The 15,680-nt window shown below is 71.4% G+C and carries 21 protein-coding genes; 14 read left to right on the top strand and 7 right to left on the bottom strand.

Annotated elements, in window-relative coordinates:
* Nucleotides 1-30 precede the first annotated feature (30 nt).
* The 5 genes from G6038_RS27415 (at nucleotide 31) to G6038_RS27395 (ending at nucleotide 3,696) form a co-directional block, all read left to right on the top strand.
* Entirely contained in the window at nucleotides 31-474 is a 444-nt protein-coding gene (locus G6038_RS27415; RefSeq protein ID WP_165041624.1) for a hypothetical protein, read from the top strand.
* Nucleotides 471-1,700 (top strand): divalent metal cation transporter, encoded by a 1,230-nt coding sequence (locus G6038_RS27410; protein ID WP_165041614.1) that lies wholly within the window; start codon nucleotides 471-473, stop codon nucleotides 1,698-1,700. Before G6038_RS27415 ends, G6038_RS27410 begins: the two co-directional genes overlap by 4 nt.
* A complete protein-coding gene (locus tag G6038_RS27405; protein ID WP_165041612.1) occupies nucleotides 1,697-2,101 on the top strand; it encodes a hypothetical protein in 405 nt (134 codons plus the stop codon). The genes G6038_RS27410 and G6038_RS27405 overlap by 4 nt, the downstream gene beginning before the upstream one ends.
* Nucleotides 2,088-2,405, top strand: a complete 318-nt coding sequence (locus tag G6038_RS27400) for a PRC-barrel domain containing protein (RefSeq protein ID WP_165041610.1) — start codon at nucleotides 2,088-2,090, stop codon at nucleotides 2,403-2,405. The genes G6038_RS27405 and G6038_RS27400 overlap by 14 nt, the downstream gene beginning before the upstream one ends.
* Before the next feature lie 109 nt (nucleotides 2,406-2,514).
* Nucleotides 2,515-3,696 (top strand): zinc-dependent alcohol dehydrogenase, encoded by a 1,182-nt coding sequence (locus tag G6038_RS27395; protein WP_165041608.1) that lies wholly within the window; start codon nucleotides 2,515-2,517, stop codon nucleotides 3,694-3,696.
* Between the two features lie 15 nt (nucleotides 3,697-3,711).
* On the opposite strand, the gene G6038_RS27390 is transcribed toward G6038_RS27395, so the two are convergent.
* The 3 genes from G6038_RS27390 to G6038_RS27380 form a co-directional block, all read right to left on the bottom strand.
* Nucleotides 3,712-4,503: a 5'/3'-nucleotidase SurE gene (locus G6038_RS27390; protein ID WP_165041606.1), complete on the bottom strand. Its 792-nt coding sequence runs from the start codon at nucleotides 4,501-4,503 to the stop codon at nucleotides 3,712-3,714.
* A gap of 4 nt (nucleotides 4,504-4,507) precedes the next feature.
* Complete coding sequence (locus G6038_RS27385; protein WP_165041604.1) at nucleotides 4,508-5,485, bottom strand: PfkB family carbohydrate kinase; 978 nt, start codon at nucleotides 5,483-5,485, stop codon at nucleotides 4,508-4,510.
* Between the two features lie 75 nt (nucleotides 5,486-5,560).
* Nucleotides 5,561-6,205, bottom strand: coding sequence for a DUF2231 domain-containing protein (locus tag G6038_RS27380; RefSeq protein ID WP_165041622.1), 645 nt, complete (start codon nucleotides 6,203-6,205; stop codon nucleotides 5,561-5,563).
* A gap of 72 nt (nucleotides 6,206-6,277) precedes the next feature.
* Between G6038_RS27380 and G6038_RS27375 the strand changes: the two genes are divergently transcribed.
* The 6 genes from G6038_RS27375 to G6038_RS27350 all read left to right on the top strand — a co-directional run bounded on the left by G6038_RS27375 (nucleotide 6,278) and on the right by G6038_RS27350 (nucleotide 10,943).
* Nucleotides 6,278-7,357: an NAD-dependent epimerase/dehydratase family protein gene (locus tag G6038_RS27375; RefSeq protein ID WP_165041602.1), complete on the top strand. Its 1,080-nt coding sequence runs from the start codon at nucleotides 6,278-6,280 to the stop codon at nucleotides 7,355-7,357.
* A 35-nt stretch (nucleotides 7,358-7,392) separates the two neighbouring features.
* The gene (locus tag G6038_RS27370) at nucleotides 7,393-7,851 is read left to right on the top strand and encodes an SRPBCC family protein (RefSeq protein WP_165041600.1); all 459 of its coding nucleotides are present in this window, start codon (nucleotides 7,393-7,395) and stop codon (nucleotides 7,849-7,851) included.
* Nucleotides 7,848-9,443 carry an NAD(P)/FAD-dependent oxidoreductase gene (locus G6038_RS27365; protein WP_165041598.1) on the top strand — a complete coding sequence of 532 codons (1,596 nt, stop codon included), beginning with the start codon at nucleotides 7,848-7,850 and terminating at the stop codon, nucleotides 9,441-9,443. Before G6038_RS27370 ends, G6038_RS27365 begins: the two co-directional genes overlap by 4 nt.
* A gap of 83 nt (nucleotides 9,444-9,526) precedes the next feature.
* Nucleotides 9,527-9,913, top strand: coding sequence for a hypothetical protein (locus G6038_RS27360; protein WP_206025711.1), 387 nt, complete (start codon nucleotides 9,527-9,529; stop codon nucleotides 9,911-9,913).
* Between the two features lie 102 nt (nucleotides 9,914-10,015).
* A complete protein-coding gene (locus tag G6038_RS27355; RefSeq protein WP_165041596.1) occupies nucleotides 10,016-10,657 on the top strand; it encodes a HemK2/MTQ2 family protein methyltransferase in 642 nt (213 codons plus the stop codon).
* Nucleotides 10,658-10,733: 76 nt separating this feature from the next.
* Nucleotides 10,734-10,943 carry a CDGSH iron-sulfur domain-containing protein gene (locus G6038_RS27350; RefSeq protein ID WP_165041618.1) on the top strand — a complete coding sequence of 70 codons (210 nt, stop codon included), beginning with the start codon at nucleotides 10,734-10,736 and terminating at the stop codon, nucleotides 10,941-10,943.
* 154 nt (nucleotides 10,944-11,097) lie between these two features.
* Here G6038_RS27350 and G6038_RS27345 read toward each other — a convergent pair whose 3' ends face one another.
* Nucleotides 11,098-11,253: a DUF6131 family protein gene (locus tag G6038_RS27345; protein ID WP_003937495.1), complete on the bottom strand. Its 156-nt coding sequence runs from the start codon at nucleotides 11,251-11,253 to the stop codon at nucleotides 11,098-11,100.
* 166 nt (nucleotides 11,254-11,419) lie between these two features.
* Here G6038_RS27345 and G6038_RS27340 point away from each other — a divergent pair, with 166 nt between their 5' ends.
* The gene (locus tag G6038_RS27340) at nucleotides 11,420-11,836 is read left to right on the top strand and encodes a DUF5709 domain-containing protein (protein WP_165041594.1); all 417 of its coding nucleotides are present in this window, start codon (nucleotides 11,420-11,422) and stop codon (nucleotides 11,834-11,836) included.
* A gap of 61 nt (nucleotides 11,837-11,897) precedes the next feature.
* Here the strand turns inward: G6038_RS27340 and G6038_RS27335 are convergent, their stop codons facing one another.
* Nucleotides 11,898-12,911 (bottom strand): iron-containing redox enzyme family protein, encoded by a 1,014-nt coding sequence (locus G6038_RS27335; protein WP_165041592.1) that lies wholly within the window; start codon nucleotides 12,909-12,911, stop codon nucleotides 11,898-11,900.
* 74 nt (nucleotides 12,912-12,985) lie between these two features.
* Here G6038_RS27335 and G6038_RS27330 point away from each other — a divergent pair, with 74 nt between their 5' ends.
* Nucleotides 12,986-13,882 (top strand): SDR family oxidoreductase, encoded by an 897-nt coding sequence (locus G6038_RS27330; RefSeq protein ID WP_206025710.1) that lies wholly within the window; start codon nucleotides 12,986-12,988, stop codon nucleotides 13,880-13,882.
* Between the two features lie 6 nt (nucleotides 13,883-13,888).
* On the opposite strand, the gene G6038_RS27325 is transcribed toward G6038_RS27330, so the two are convergent.
* Complete coding sequence (locus tag G6038_RS27325; RefSeq protein ID WP_165041590.1) at nucleotides 13,889-14,377, bottom strand: DUF6328 family protein; 489 nt, start codon at nucleotides 14,375-14,377, stop codon at nucleotides 13,889-13,891.
* Between the two features lie 133 nt (nucleotides 14,378-14,510).
* Here G6038_RS27325 and G6038_RS27320 point away from each other — a divergent pair, with 133 nt between their 5' ends.
* Nucleotides 14,511-14,732, top strand: coding sequence for a hypothetical protein (locus tag G6038_RS27320; RefSeq protein WP_165041588.1), 222 nt, complete (start codon nucleotides 14,511-14,513; stop codon nucleotides 14,730-14,732).
* A gap of 12 nt (nucleotides 14,733-14,744) precedes the next feature.
* Here the strand turns inward: G6038_RS27320 and G6038_RS27315 are convergent, their stop codons facing one another.
* On the bottom strand, nucleotides 14,745-15,605 hold the full coding sequence (locus G6038_RS27315; protein ID WP_165041586.1) for a polyphosphate kinase 2 family protein: 861 nt from the start codon (nucleotides 15,603-15,605) through the stop codon (nucleotides 14,745-14,747).
* Nucleotides 15,606-15,680 lie beyond the last annotated feature (75 nt).

The following is a 15,680-nucleotide window of genomic DNA, read 5'->3' as shown; positions in this document are numbered from 1 at the left end:
GGAGCAGGGGAGGCGGGCGGGCGCCGGGCGATCGCTCCACGGCTCGTCGCCGCCGTGGCGGCGCTCACGGTCGGTGCAACGGTGGCCGGTTGTTCCGGGATGCCGGGGGGCGTGGAGGGGGACCTCTCACGCGCCGCGGCGCAGGCCGCGTCCGCAGCCGCCGCCGGACAGTTCGCCCTGGAACTGGTCACCGACGGCCGCACCACCCGCAACCACGCCGGCACCGTGCTGTCCGACGCCCTCGACGAGGTTCTGAGCGCGTACTCCGCGGTGGCAGGCGCGGAGGTCGCCACCGAATCGGAGGCGGCGCACCGGTCGGTGCTGCTCGACCGGCTCGATGCCACCGCGACCGTTCTCGGGGAGTCCCGGGCGCGCACGGATTCCGTCGCCGACGCGCCGCCCGCCCCGGAGCTGGCGGCGCAACTGGAGTCGCTGACGGGACTCCTCTCCGCCTTCGCGGAGGGGGGCCGATGAAGAGGCTCCTCGGCGTCGCTCTCGGAATCCTCACGGCCATCGGCGGCTTTCTCGACATCGGCGACATGGTCACCAATGCCGTGGTGGGCTCGCGGTTCGGGCTGGCTCTGGCCTGGGTCGTCGTCCTCGGAGTCGGCGGCATCTGCCTGTTCGCGAACATGGCCGGTCGCGTCGCCGCGGTGAGCGGACGCGCGACGTTCGAGATCATCCGGGAACGGCTCGGCCCGCGCGCGGCGCTGGCGAACCTGACGGCCTCGTTCCTGATCAATCTTCTCACCCTGACCGCGGAGGTCGGCGGTGTCGCGCTCGCCCTCCAGCTGGCGTCCGGTGCCGGGCCGCTGATGTGGATGCCCGTGGCGGCGTTCGCGGTGTGGCTCGTGATCTGGCGGGTGCGTTTCTCCGTCATGGAGAACGTCACCGGGCTGCTGGGGCTGTGCCTGATCGTGTTTGCGGTGGCGTTGTTCCTTCTGGGTCCGGACTGGGGAGAGCTCGTCGGTCAGGCGCTCACGCCGGAGATTCCCGGCACCGAATCCGCCTCGGTCTACTGGTTCTACGCCGTCGCCCTGTTCGGTGCCGCGATGACCCCGTACGAGGTGTTCTTCTTCTCCTCCGGCGCCGTGGAGGAGCGATGGACGGTCGCCGACCTCGCCCGTTCCCGGGTCAACGTCGCAGTGGGCTTCCCGCTCGGCGGGATCCTGTCGATCGCGATCGCCGGATGCGCCGCCGTCGTCCTGTTGCCCCGCGGCATCGAGGTGACGTCGTTGTCCGAGGTGGCGATGCCGGTCGTGGCGGCCGGCGGCAGGCTCGCGCTGGCGTTCGTCCTCGTCGGGATCGTCGCGGCGACCTTCGGCGCGGCGCTCGAGACCACGCTGTCGAGCGGGTACACGCTGGCGCAGTTCTTCGGCTGGTCGTGGGGCAAGTTCCGCCGGCCGGTGGAGGCGGCCCGATTCCACGTGTCCATGATGATCGCCCTCCTCGTGGGCGTGGGGGTGCTGGCCACAGGGGTGGACCCCATCCTGGTCACCGAGGTGTCGGTGGTCTTCTCCGCGGTCGCCCTGCCGCTGACGTACCTGCCGATCCTGCTGGTGGCCAACGACCGGGAGTACATGGGTGAGCACGTCAACGGCCCGGTCGTCAATGCGCTCGCGCTCGCCTATCTGCCGGTGATCGTGATCGCGTCCGTCGCGGCTGTCCCGCTGCTGATCATGACGGGAGCAGGAGCATGAACGAATCCGAACACCTGCCCGAGGCGCCGCTGCACGGGCGGCTCGTCGACGCCCGGTTGCATCTGCTCGACCGGCTCGTCGTCGATGTCGACGGTCGGCCGGTGACCACCGTCGACGACGTCGACCTGGCCGGGGTCGAGGCCGGGGCGGACATCGACCCCGCCGCGCCGGCGCCGACGGTGCGCGCGATTCTGAGCGGAAACGCGCTGCCGACGAGGATCTTCGGCGGCAAGCCGCCGGATTCGCGGTTCGACACGATCGGGTGGTCGGACGTGGCGCGGCTCGGGACGACAGTGGAACTGCGGGTGTCCGGCGACGATCTGGATCACCTGTGGGTCGAGCGCTGGGTCCGGGACCGCATCGTCGCCCGCATTCCCGGAGGTCGTCGTGCGCCTGAGTGAGATCGTCGGGGCGCGGGTGCGCGAGGCGGACGGGCGTCGCGTGGGGGTCGTCGTCGACGTGCGTTTCGTGCAGTCGGCCCGAGGGGAGTTGCGCCTCGAGGCGCTGCTCGTGAGCCCGCGCTCGAGCGGCTCGTTCCTCGGTTACGAGCGCACCGACGAGAACCGTCCCGCGCTGATCGCCCGGTACCTGCGCCGACGCCACCGCGGCGCATTCCTCGTGCGGTGGCGCGACGTGCGGCGCGTCGGCGACGGACGGGTCGAGCTGCGGCAGGGATACTCGCGCTGGTCGCCCGTCCTGCGGTAGGCCGGTCGAGGTTTGCGCCCCGCCGTGCGGGGTAGGCGGTGCCGAGCCGGCAGTGCGCCGCGCAGTCCACGACGAGAGGTGCCCGGACCACCGGGCGGGAGGATCGGCGATGAAAGCAGTGACATGGCAGGGTAAGCGGAAGGTGAGTGTCGACACGGTCCCCGACCCGAAGATCGAGCAGCCCACCGATGCGATCATCCGCGTCACCACCACCAACATCTGCGGTTCGGATCTGCACCTGTACGAAGTGCTCGGGCCGTTCATGTCGCCGGGGGACATCCTCGGCCACGAGCCCATGGGGATCGTGGAGGAGGTCGGTTCCGAGGTCACCTCGATCAAACCCGGCGACCGCGTGGTCATTCCGTTCCAGATCTCGTGCGGCAGCTGTTTCATGTGCGGGGACGGTCTGTACTCCCAGTGCGAGACCACCCAGGTCACCGCGCAGGGCACCGGTGCGGCGCTGTTCGGGTATTCGAAGCTGTACGGGAGCGTCCCCGGTGGCCAGGCGCAGTATCTGCGTGTGCCGCATGCGGATTCGACCCACATCTCGGTTCCGGACGGGCCGCCGGACTCACGCTTCGTCTACCTGTCCGACGTGCTGCCCACCGCGTGGCAGGCCGTGGAGTACGCGCACGTCCCCGACGGGGGTTCGGTGACGGTGCTCGGCCTCGGGCCCATCGGCGAGATGGCCGGGCGGATCGCCGTGCACCGCGGCCACCGGGTGATCGGTGTCGACATGGTGCCCGAGCGGCTCGCGCGCGCCGCCACGCGCGGCATCGAGACCATCGACCTGAAGGAGGCCGGGAACTCGCTGGGCGACATGATCCGCGACCGTACCGGCGGCCGCGGCACCGACTCGGTGATCGACGCGGTCGGCATGGAAGCGCACGGATCACCCGTCGCCACCGCCATGCAGACCGCGACGGCGCTGCTGCCGTCCGCGTTGTCCGCGCCGCTGATGACCCACGTCGGTATCGACCGGCTGCACGCCCTCTACACCGCGATCGACGTGGTGCGCCGGGGCGGCACCATCTCGCTCAGCGGCGTGTACGGCGGCATGACCGACCCGATGCCGATGATGACCCTGTTCGACAAGCAGATCCGGCTGCGGATGGGTCAGGCGAACGTCAACAACTGGGTGCCGCAGATCATGCCTCTGCTCACCGACGACGATCCGCTCGGGGTGGACACCTTCGCCACGCACCGGTTGCCGCTGTCGGACGCCCCGCACGCGTACGAGATCTTCCAGCGCAAGCAGGAGGGGGCGATCAAGATCCAGCTCGAGCCCTGACCGGTGCCGCCGGCGTCACACCAGGTCGGCCGCGGTGCGCGGCAGATCCGCGGTGTCGACGTCGGCGGCCTCGAAGGGGGAGCGCAGCGCGGTCGCCGTCGCCCAGCCCTGGGCGAGCAGGCCCGCGTCGGTGTCCTCGGCCTCGTCGGCCCGGATGTCGCTGAAGGTCACGGTGACGTACTGGCGCTCCCCGTCGTCCGGGTCCTGGTCGGTTTCGCCGATGTCGGCCTGCACGGCACCGAACGCCGCGAGCGGTGCCGTGCGCAGGCCGCGCAGTTCGCTCAGCGGGACGTCGGGCACGTTGACGTTGAGCACCGTTCCGGGCGTGCCCTGCGTCAGCACCCATTGCAGGGCGTGCCGGGCGACGATCTCGGCGCCGTCCCAGTGCTCGTGGACCGAGCCGGACAGCGAGACCGCCAGGGCCAGGCTGCCGTGGTTGGCTCCGGTGAGCGCCGCGCCGACCGTGCCGGAGTGCAGGATCGCGTGGCCGGTGTTGGGGCCGTGGTTGATTCCCGACAGGACGATGTCGGGCTTGGGGCCGAACGCCCCGTACATCGAGACGAAGGCGATCAAGGCCGGCGACGCCTCGACGGCGAGCACCGTGGTGTCCGGCAGGTCCGGGAACGTCCGCGGCGCGACGACGAGCCGACCGTCCTCCTCGAGTGCGCTGAGCGACGCGCTGGCGCCGCTGCGCTCGGCGTGGGGGGCGGCCACCACCACATCGAGACCGGCGTCCACCGCCACCCGGGTCAGCACCGAGATGCCGTGGCTGTCCACCCCGTCGTCGTTGACGATCAGCGCTCTCACGTTCCTACCTCCCCCTCTTCCCCTTCGCGAACGGCCGCACCTCGACGCTCTCGGCGACCTTGTCGACGAGTTCTCGCTGCCCCGTGGCCAACCCGTGCCGCGTGACGTTGACGGCGCCCGCCGCGGCACCGAGCTGCAGGGCCTCGACCATCGACGCTCCGGCGGCCAGCGCGGCGCCTATTCCCGCGGTCATGGAGTCGCCGGCGCCGCGGTGGTCGGCGATGTTCAGCGGCGGCGCGACGACCTCCCACAGCTCGCCGTCGACGAGTGCGAGGGCAGGGTCGCCGGCGCGGGACAGCACCACGTTGCGGGCGCCCTGCGAGACCAGTTCCTTCATGGCCGCGGTGAGGTCGTCGACGTCGTCGGACTTCGCCCTGCCGTCCTCGATGAGATCCTCGTGACTGACCTTGAGCACGGCGAGACCGCCCTCGAGCGCCGCGGTCATGGTGGGACCGGACAGGTCGGCGACGACGGGAACACCCAGGGCGGTCAGGTCGGCCGCCAGCCGGGTGTAGACGTCGTGTGGCACCGCCCGGTCGGAGTGCGGGCCACCGAGCAGCGCCACGTCCGCCTCGAGGCCCTCGGCCAGCGCCGCGCCGAACAGGTCGTCGGCCTCGTGCCGGTTGAGCGTCGGAGGCGGGACCTCGACGATCTCCTCACGTTCGCCCCCACGGCGGTCGTGCACGTACGAGCCGTTCTGCCCGGCGGTGAACACCGATCGCACCGACACTCCTTCGCGCGCGATGAGATCGCTGACGACGGGGCCGGTCTCGCCGCCGAAGGTGCCGCACAACCGCACCTTCAGGCCGAGCGTGACCGCCATGCGGGCGATCCAGAAGCCCTGCCCTCCGGCGTGGACGTGCAGTTCCGGGACATCCGACGGCGACGACTCGATGGTGACGGTGAGCAGGGGGGTGGGTGCGAAAACGAAGGCGGAGGGCGCGCTGTCGTCGTCGTTGCCGTCGGGGGGAGCGGGGTTCATGCGGGTCCTTCGAAATGGGGAGGAGACGGCGCCCGCGGTGGCGGACGCGCGGTTCGTGTTGCGGTACGGCGTCGGTCAGGCCGTACCGTCGGGAGAATCGGCGAGGACGGGGTCGTAGACGGGGGCGTTCGGCACCTCGGGCGGGCGCACGTTGGCGCCGAGCGAGTACGCGAGGTGCCCGCCCAGCATGCCGCCCAGCCCGATCAGTACCGTGCCGGCGACGCTCAGGGTCACAGCGCCGGCGGCGCTCCGGGTCGCTGCGCCGGCGGCGCTCCGGGTCACTGCGCCGGGACCGGGACCGGGACTGCGGCGGCGACGGAGGTACGACAGGGCCATGAGGGCCGCGCCGGCGCCGTTGACGGCCGCGTGGATCAGCCCCACGCGGCGCTGCACGGTGTCGGTGTGCACCCAGTCGACCCAGCCGGCCAGAACCGTCGGCGGCGTCGCCAGCAGACCGAGCCCGATCAGCCGCCGCGCGGCCTCGGGTTGTCGCAGGGCGTCGAAGACGCCGGCCGCGGTCCACGCCCCGATGGGGACGGTCACCAGCGCCGGGTGCAGCGGGTGCCCGACGGGGGCGCCGTGGAGCACGGCCCCGATCGGGCTGTCCGCCAGCCGCCCGACCCGCTTCCGCAGCACCTCGGCGGGACCGTCGAGCCACGTCGCCGACTCCGTCCGGGAATACAGGATCTCCATCTGCGAGTCCGTCATGCCCACGGGCATACCCCGCCGCGACCGGGTGAAACCTGCCACGACGGGTGTACGACGCGGACCGCCGGGGTATCTCCTGCAAACATGAGACAGCGCATCGTGATCACCGGCGCCAGCGGCAACGTCGGCACCGCCCTGCTGCGGCGCCTCGCCCGGCGAGCGGAGCCGCCGGAGATCGTGGCCGTCGCCCGGCGCGTGCCACCGCCCACCGACCCGTACGACGGCGTGACCTGGCACAGCGTCGACCTCGCCGCACCCGACGCCGAAACCGTACTGCGCCCCCTCGTGGAAGGGGCCGACGCCGTCGTGCACCTGGCCTGGGGCTTCCAGCCCTCGCACCGGCGGGACTATCTGCGCCGGACCGGAGTGGACGGCACCGCCGCCGTGATCGGGGCGACCCTCGCCGCCGGCGTCGGACACCTGGTGCACATGTCCTCGGCCGCGGTGTACGCAGCCGGGGCCTACGGCCGGGCGGTCGACGAGTCGTGGCCCGCGACCGGCATCGAGTCGTGCGCGTACAGCGTCGACAAGGTCGCGGCGGAACGGCTGCTCGACGAGCGGATCGCGGCCGCGGCCGCGGCGCCGGTCGTCACCCGTTTCCGGCCGGGCTTCATCGGCCAGTACGCGGGCGGCAGCGCGCTGCGCCGCTATGCGGTGCCGGGTTACGTGCCCGACGTCGTGCTCCGGCACCTGCCGTTGCTGCCCGTGGACCCCGGAACCGCGATCCCCGCCGTGCACGCCGACGACGTGGCCGCCGCGCTCGATGTCGCCCTGGAGCGGCGGGTGCCCGGCGTGTTCAACCTCGCGACACCGGAACCGCTGCGTGCAGACGACATCGCCGGGGCGTTCGGGGCCCGTGCGATCCCCGTACCGCGGCAGGTACTGCGGGCCGTCGTCGAGGCGACCTGGCAGATCCACCTGCACCCGATCGCCGGGGGTTGGATCGACCTGGCCTACAACACCCCGATGCTGGACTGCGACCGGGCCCGCCGGGACCTGGACTGGGCACCGACCGTCCCGGGCCCCCAGGTGTGGCGCGAGGCCATCGCGGGTATGCAGGCCGAGGCCGGCACCGATAGCCCGGTCCTGCGCAGTCGCGGGCCGCTCGAGACGATGAGCGTCCTGCTCGGCCGCGGGACCGTCGGGCGCCGCGTGCCGCCGTGACCACCCGCAGCGGAGCGACGAGAGAAGGTATGGGGATGAGCGAAACGGCGCAGCGCGACACCACGGCGACTCCGCAACAGGTGTGGGATGTCCTCGCCGACGGCTGGTCGTACGCGAGCTGGGTGGTGGGAGCCTCCCGCATCCGGGCGGTGGACGACGCATGGCCGGCGGTGGGCAGCCGCATCCATCACTCGGTGGGGGTGTGGCCTGCCCTGCTGAACGACCACACCGAGGTGGTGGAATCGATCCCCGGCAAGGAACTGAAGCTGCGGGCGCGGGCGTGGCCGGCCGGTCAGGCCGAGATCACCATGCGCCTGCACGAGCGGCCCGGGGGGTGCCGGATCGAGATGGCCGAGAAGGCCGCCGCCGGCCCGGCTCAGCTCATACCCGGTGCGGTGCAGGCCCGGCTGGTGCTGCCGCGCAACGTCGAGTGCCTGCGCCGGCTCATGCTCATGGCCGAACACGCCACGGAGCCGAAGGGCGTCGGAGAGTGAGCACCGAGACCGTCGATGCCGTCGTCGTCGGCGCCGGCCAGAACGGCCTGACCGCCGCGGCCGTGCTCGCCGACGCCGGCTGGGACGTCCTGGTGCTCGAGGAACAGCACGAGATCGGCGGTGCCGTCCGCACCGCGGAACTTCATCCGGGCTTCCGCATGGACCTGTTCAGCGCCTTCTACCCCCTCGCGGCGGCGTCACCGGCGTTCCGCGCGCTCGACCTCGCCTCGCACGGCCTGCGGCTGCGGCGGGCGCCGCGGGTGTACGGGCACGCCGCCGGACCGGACGACGAGGACGCCGCGGTGGTCTTCCCTGACGTCACCGAGACCGCGGCGGAACTCGAACGGCGCCACCCCGGCGACGGGGCCACCTGGATCCGTCTGGCCGAGCAGTGGAAGGGCATCCGGGAACCCTTCCTGAGCACCCTGTTCGAGCCGTTTCCGCCGGTACGCGGCCCCGCGGGGCTGATCCGCCGGCTCGGCACCGCGGACGCACTGCGCTTCGTCCGGATGCTGGCGTTGCCCGCACGCCGGATGGCCCAGGAACTGTTCGGCGGTGAGCACGCGCGGCTGCTGCTGCTCGGCAACGCCATGCATGCCGACACCCCCGTGGATTCGGCGGGCAGCGGAATCATGGGATACGTCCTGACCATGCTCGCCCAGGATGTCGGCTATCCGGTGCCCGAGGGCGGCGCCGGGGAGCTCGCGGCGGTCCTGGCGCGGCGCGGGGAACGCAGTGGGGCCCGGATCCTGTGCGACCGGAAGGTCACCGGCATCGAGGTCGCCGGGGGCGTGGCGACCGAGGTCCGCACCGAGCAGGGCGAGCGGTTCCGGGTACGGCGCGCGGTATTGGCCGACGTGTCCGCGCCGGCACTGTTCGGTTCGCTCCTGTCCGCGGACGCCGTGCCCGCCGCGGTCCGCGACGACCTGCGGCGCTTCGAGTGGGACACGCCCGTGGTGAAGGTGAACTACGGGTTCGACCGGCCGATTCCGTGGCGCTCGCGGGCACTCGCGACGGCCGGGACCGTCCACCTCGGCGCCGACGCCGACGGTCTCGTGCACTGGTCGGCCGACCTCGCGACCGGCCGCGTCCCGGAGCACCCGTTCATCATCTTCGGTCAGATGACCACCACCGACCCTGCCCGCTCCCCGGAGGGAACGGAAAGTGCCTGGGCGTACACCCATCTGCCGCGCGGTGTCGCCGACGACGCCTCCGCCGAGGAACTCGCCCGGCGCGTCGACGCCGAGCTCGAGGCGCACGCTCCGGGGGTGCTGAGCTCGGTCGTGCACCGCAGCGTGCAACGCCCGCGCGACCTCGAGGCCGCCAACGCGAACCTGGTCGGAGGAGCGGTCAACGGCGGCACCGCCCAGATCCATCAGCAGCTCGTGTTCCGGCCGTTGCCCGGCTTCGGCGGTCCCCGCACCCCGGTCGAGGGTGTGTATCTGGCCGGATCGTCCACCCACCCCGGCGGTGGCGTCCACGGGATGTGCGGGTGGAATGCGGCCCGGGCGGCCCTGCGCGACCACGGCGTGGGCGGCGGGGTGCGACGGCGGCTGAACGGGATGATCTCGGACACGCTGACGCGCAGCTGAATTCCCGGTGTCCTTGCCGAATGTGGAGATTCGTGCCGTTCGGGGTTGAGTGACCCGTCGACGGGGTATCAGAAGGTATGGGAATGCCAGTGGGAACACCGATCCGACAGGTGCACAGCCCTTCCCTCGTGCCGCGGGCGCTGCGCGAGGTGGAAGGTGGAGTCGCCGCAATCGCCGCGGGCATCTGCGTGATCGCCGCCGTCGGCGTGGGTGTGCTCTCCGCTTCCGCCCTCACGGGTATCGGAGCCGGACTCGCCGTGGCGGCGGGACTGTCCTTCATGCTCGGTTCGCTGGCCCCTGCCGGGGCGGCGCCGGCCGGTGCGCGGCGGGAGCCCGCCCGGGCCGGATCCTCGGGGTTCCGCAACCGTCCGGGCGGCGCCGCGGCTCCCGCGGCGCGGCGCGCCACCGTCACCGCCTTCCGCCCGCACCAGGTTTCGGGTGGCCGCTTGGAGGGGTACTCCCACGCATGACAACGACGTCTCGCCCGGAGCCCATCGTGTCCCTCGCCCGGTCCACCCATGGGGGCCGTGCCGTCGCAGCCGGGGTCCGGTAACGTGCCGGCGCCCAGGAGGGTGTGGCGACTGCCCGGTGTGTACCGGCCGCAGGAGGATTCGCACCTGCTCGCCGGCGCACTCGATCGTGCGGCGGCACCGCCGGGCGCCAAGGTGCTCGACTTCTGCACCGGCACAGGGTTCATCGCCGTGTCGGCGGCCATGTCCGGTGCCGGGTCCGTGACGGCACTGGACATCGCACCCCGCGCGGTCCTCGCGGCGCGTATCAACGCGCGGTCGCGGCAGCTTCCCATCCGTGTCCTGCGCGGCGGACTGGACGAAGCCGGCCGGCACGGACCGTTCGACGTGGTGCTGTCCAATCCGCCCTACGTACCGCACGAGGCCGGTGCCGGCGACGCCCGCTGGGATGCCGGCGCCGACGGCCGGGCCGTGCTCGACCCACTGTGTCGGAGCCTGCCGAACCTGTTGTCCCCCGGTGGTTTCGCTCTCGTCGTGCATTCGGAGTTCACCGGGGTGGACGAGACGCTCGTCCGGTTGCGCGACGGCGGTCTCAAGGCCTCCGTCGTGGCACGCCGCCGGATCCCGTTCGGGCCCGTGATGCGCAGCCGCGCCGGGTATCTGCGGGCGCGTTACGAACTGCCCGCGGGCGTCGACACCGAGGAAGTGGTGGTGATCCGTGCCGATCGAACACACTGCCCGTGAGGTAGCCACGGACGGCAGCCCCCGGGACACGTCTCCCGGGGGCGTCGCTGTGCCCGGGCTGTGCCCGGGACTGCAGGTGGAGGGTCTGGCGGGGGCGGAGCCCAAGGTCGTCCGCCTGGTCCGCGGCGGTCCCGTCCTGGTCGAGGGCCCGGTGCGCATCGTGGCCGAAGACGGCGACGAGGTGGAATCGGACCGGTTCGTCGTCGCGATCTGCCGGTGCCGTCGCAGCGAGAGGTACCCGCTGTGCGACACCAGTCACCGTCGTCCCCGGCACGATCCGCGCTGAGCCCCGGCCTGTCTCCGGCCGGGGCGCCGGTCGTGGCGGGTGTGCACGAGGGCCGGCGGGTGCACGATGTCCGTGGCAGGAAAAGCGGGGCGGGCGGTTCCCGAGAGGAACCGCCCGCCCCGCGACGCGTTTACGCGTCGTCACGCGTCACGTGTCAATACCAGTACTTCCGGCCGCCGACAGCCCGGCCCGTCGCTCCGAGGATCGCCAGGATTGCGCCTACCACCAGGAGAATGATCCCGAGCGTCCACAAAATCGAGATGTTGGTGAGGAAACCCACCACGAGCAGAATCAAACCCAGAATGATCATGAGTGTCACCTCGCTGTCGGTGCCCGTTGCCGGTCGGATCCGGGCCGTGCAGAGGGAATACCCGCATCGGATGTGCCGAAACCTCGCGAACCTCTCGTTGTGAGAAGGATGTGCACTTCGCGTCGATCCGTGGCGCGCGGACGGCGCCGGTGGCATTGTCGGGTGCATGCCTACTTCGGAGAACCCCGGGGACAGCGTCCCCGGCGAGTACAGCGTCGACGACGAGGACCAGTTGCAGCCGGAGGATTCCCTGATCGACCGCGGTGTCGACGACATCCTCGACGAGGGATTCTCGCCGATGGAACGGCCCGTCGGCCTCGAACGCCACGAGACCTTGGACGAGCGGCTCCGCGAGGAGGAGCCCGAACGCGAGGACGACGAGGGCGAGAGCGAGTTCCGCAGCTCCGTCGCCGAGGCGGGCCGGGCGCGCGCGGGACGCCTCGTCGCGCCGGACGAGGGGACGGCGCAGGACGTGGATTCCGAGCTGTTCGGCACGGACGTAGGGATCGACGGGGGCGCGGCCTCGGCCGAGGAAGCGGCCGTCCACCTGATCGACGAGGAGGAGTCCGACCGGCAGGACTGAACGGGGGCCGCCCGGTACCCGGGAAACCCGGGTACCGGGCGGCGATCGGCCGGAGAGACGCTCAGACGGCTCCGGCGCCGAGCAGGGACGACTCGTCGTCCTTCCAACGCTCGAGCAGGTGGGTGGCGAGCCGGCCCTCGAGGTATTCCATCGCCTCTGCGCCGAACGCGATGTCGCCCGCGCAGTGTGGATCCCGTTCCACCAGATCGCCCACCACGTCGTAGCGCAGTACCTGCTCGTGCACCGCGTCCGCCTCGATGTGCTCGGTGTAGAAGTGGATGCAGGCGCTCGGCGCGCCGAGGCGTTCGAGGCCGCGTGCCATGCGGCGCGCCATCGGGGAGGAGGTGATCTCCGCGGAGGCGAACAACCCCACGAGCTTCGGGGTGTGTGCGCGGTGCAGGCCGCACAGGGACATGAAGTTCACCGTCGCGAGCGTCTCCGCCGGCACCCGGTCCAGGTACGCCAGGTATCCCGGGTCGAGTCCGGCCGCGGCGAGCAGGTCGAAGTAGAGGGTCGAGTGCATGCGGTCGGCCCGGCCGCCGCCGTACTCGTCGAACTCCACCGCGACGAGTGCCGCCTTGGCCCGGCCCGTGAGCCGGGGGATGGCGAACGAGTGCGGGTCGGCCTCCTTGAGGTGGTAGACGGACCGGTGCACGAAGAACTCGCGCACCTGCTCCCACGTGCCGCGTTCGCAGATGTGGTGGGACACGCCCCACGCGTCCTCGGGTTCGCGGCACAGGTCGTCGAGCACCCGCTGGGGATCGTTGCCCGAGGGCACGTCGGCGTGCAGCCGGTCCAGGAACAGTCCCTCGAGGCCGGCTCGGACGGTCAGCGGGCCCGGCGCCCATTCCCAGCCCGCGTCGACTCCGTCGAACCCGCGGTAGGACAGCTCGTACAGCACCGTCAGGGCCAGTTGGGCGTCCTCGCCGTAGGGGTCGATCCCGGCCACCTCGATCGGCCAGATCACGGTGTCGGCCGGACGCGCGAGCCGCTCGACCACCTCTCGGGAGACAGGGCCCCGGGCCCGGGGGAGGGCGGCGGACTGCAGCACGGCGGTCGCAGAATTCGCAGGCATGTGCGCGGATACCCGGACCCGATTCGTGCGAAACGCCGGGTGTGGGGCGGGTCCGCGCGGGTATCCGTCGGGGCATGAACGGTGACAACAGCGACAACGAGAACACGGCGCCTGGGGGCGAGGACGTCGAGCGCCCGCCGCACACGATCGACTATCCCGGTGCGACGGCCGACATGGCCGAGCAGCCCCGCGACGAGATGCGGGACTACCGGGGCCGCGACCTGCTCGCCGGACGCAAGGCCCTGATCACCGGCGGCGACTCCGGCATCGGGCGCGCGGTGGCGGTGGCCTTCGCGAAGGAGGGCGCCGATGTCGCGATCGCCTATCTCGAGGAGCACGACGACGCCGAGCACACCGCCGAACTGGTGCGGCGTGAAGGCCGTGAATGCCATCTGCTCCCGGGCGATCTCGCCGCGGCGGAGCACTGTCGCGCAGTGGTCGCCGATGCGGCCGCGGCGCTCGGCGGCCTGGATCTGCTGGTGAACAATGTCGCGTACCAGGAGCCGGTGGACGACCTCACCGAGCTCGACGACGCCCAGTGGCGGCGGACGTTCGCCGTGAACATCGACAGTTATTTCCACGTGACGAAGGCGGCGCTCGCTCACCTGCCCCGCGGCTCCGCGGTGATCAACACCGCCTCCATCAACGGTCTGCGGGGCAACAAGTCGCTGATCGACTATTCGGCGACGAAGGGCGCGGTGCTCGCGCTGACGTACTCGCTGGCGCAGTCCTTCCAGGATCGGGGAATCCGCATCAACTGCGTCGCGCCGGGGCCGGTATGGACGCCGCTGATCCCCGCCACCATGGATGCGGAGAAGGTCGCGACGTTCGGGCAGCAGGCCCCCTACGGACGGGCCGCCCAGCCCGACGAGATCGCGCCCTCGTACGTCTTCTTCGCCTCCGAGACGATGTCGTCGTACTACAGCGGTGAGGTGCTCGCGCCCATCGGCGGCGAGACCCTGCCCGGCTGAGTCCGGTTACCGCCGGTAGCGCCAGGGGTAGGCGATCCACAGGGTCAGGAACAGCACGACCGTGGCGACACCCCCGGCGATGCCGGCGGCGGTATTGACCACCAGCCCGACGACGAGCACGACGACGCCGGTCATCGCGACGCCCAGCAGCAGCAGGCCCGCCATGGCGAAGCGGTGCGCGGTGTTCACCAGCTCGGGGAGCCGGCGCTGCCGGAAGAGCAGGCGGTGCATGCCCACGGGAGCGACGAGGAGGATGGTGGCCGTGATCGACGCGAGCACGGTGACGAGGTAGACGCCGCGCTGGAAGTCGGTGAGCTCGTCGAACCGGCTCTGGAACGGCAGGGTGAGCAGGAATCCGGTGAGGAGCTGGACGCCGGTCTGCACGACGCGCAGCTCCTGCAGCAGGCTCGACCAGTTCCGGTCCAGCCGCTGCACGGGAGTCTCGTGCCGGACCTGCCTGTTCCAGTCCTCGTTCGGCACCGCTGCGGGCTGCACGGTGGTGGCATGCCCCGTACGGAGCCCGTCAAACCTCCGCGGCGACGATGGCGGCCTACTTGTGACCTGCATCACTGTGGGGGTACTGTCGGCTCCACCAGGGACAACGGCGCTCTGAGGAAGGAGAGCGGTCATGAAGCTCAATCTGTTCGTCGCATGGACCGGGTACATGCTCGCGTTGCTCTCGATCGTGAGTCTTGCGGCCTTCCTCTTCGCCGCGGGTTCCGGCAACGGCGGGTGGGCGCTCGTCGCCGGGGTGGTGTGCGTCGTCGCCGTCGCGACGGCGATCGCGATGATCGGTAGCACCGTCCATCACGACCACCGTCTGCATCGCGAGACGCCGCACCTGTTCTGACGGTCGGCCCCCTCACGCCTCGGCCAGGCGCCGCTTCTCCAGTTCCACGTCGAACCCGGCGAGCGGCCAGTCCAGGTCGAGGCGTTCGAACGCGTCGATCAGCAGTTCCATGACGGCGATGCGGCTGTACCACTTGCGGTCGCAGGGCACGACGTGCCAGGGGGCGTGATCCGTCGACGTCTTGTCGAGCATCGCCTGGTACGCCTCCTGGTACGCCGGCCACAGCTTGCGTTCGGAGACGTCGCCGGGGTTGTACTTCCAGTGCTTGTCCAGCCGCTCGAGCCGTTCCGCCAGGCGCCGCTTCTGCTCCTCGAGCGAGACGAACATCGCGACCTTGACCAGGGTGGTCCCGCTGTCGACGAGCTCGCGCTCGAACTGGTTGATCTCGTCGTACCGGGCGCTCCACACGCTCTCGGGCACGAGGCTGCGGACCCGCGCGACGAGGACGTCCTCGTAGTGCGAGCGGTCGAACACGCCGAGTTGTCCGGCCCGCGGCAGCGCCTTGTTGATGCGCCACAGGTAGTGGTGGCGCTTCTCCTCCGGGGTGGGCACGCCGAACGACGTGTGATCGACGCCCTGCGGATCCACGTGGCCGATCACGTTGCGGACCATGCCGCCCTTGCCGGCCGTGTCCATGCCCTGCAGGATCAGCAGGACCGACCGGCGGTCGCCCGAGCGTCCGTTGGCGAACAGCATCTCCTGTAGCCGCGAGAGCACCGCGCCCCGCTCCTCGATGAGCAGTTCGCCGGTGGCCTTGTCCCCGGAGAAGCCCGGGGTGGCGTTGGTGTCGATCTCGGCGACCCTGGTCCCGGGGTGAGCACGCAGCACCTCGACGGCCGGCGTCTGCCACGGATCGGTGCTCTTGACGGTCATCTGCCGAGGGTGCCACATCCGGCGACCGGATCAGCCGGGTTCGAGTTCGGTGTCGTCGGGGTGGGTGGGGTAGCT

The organism is Rhodococcus sp. 14C212 (assembly GCF_011058195.1).
GTDB lineage: Bacteria > Actinomycetota > Actinomycetes > Mycobacteriales > Mycobacteriaceae > Rhodococcus > Rhodococcus aetherivorans.
This window is presented reverse-complemented; position numbering and strand designations above follow the sequence as displayed.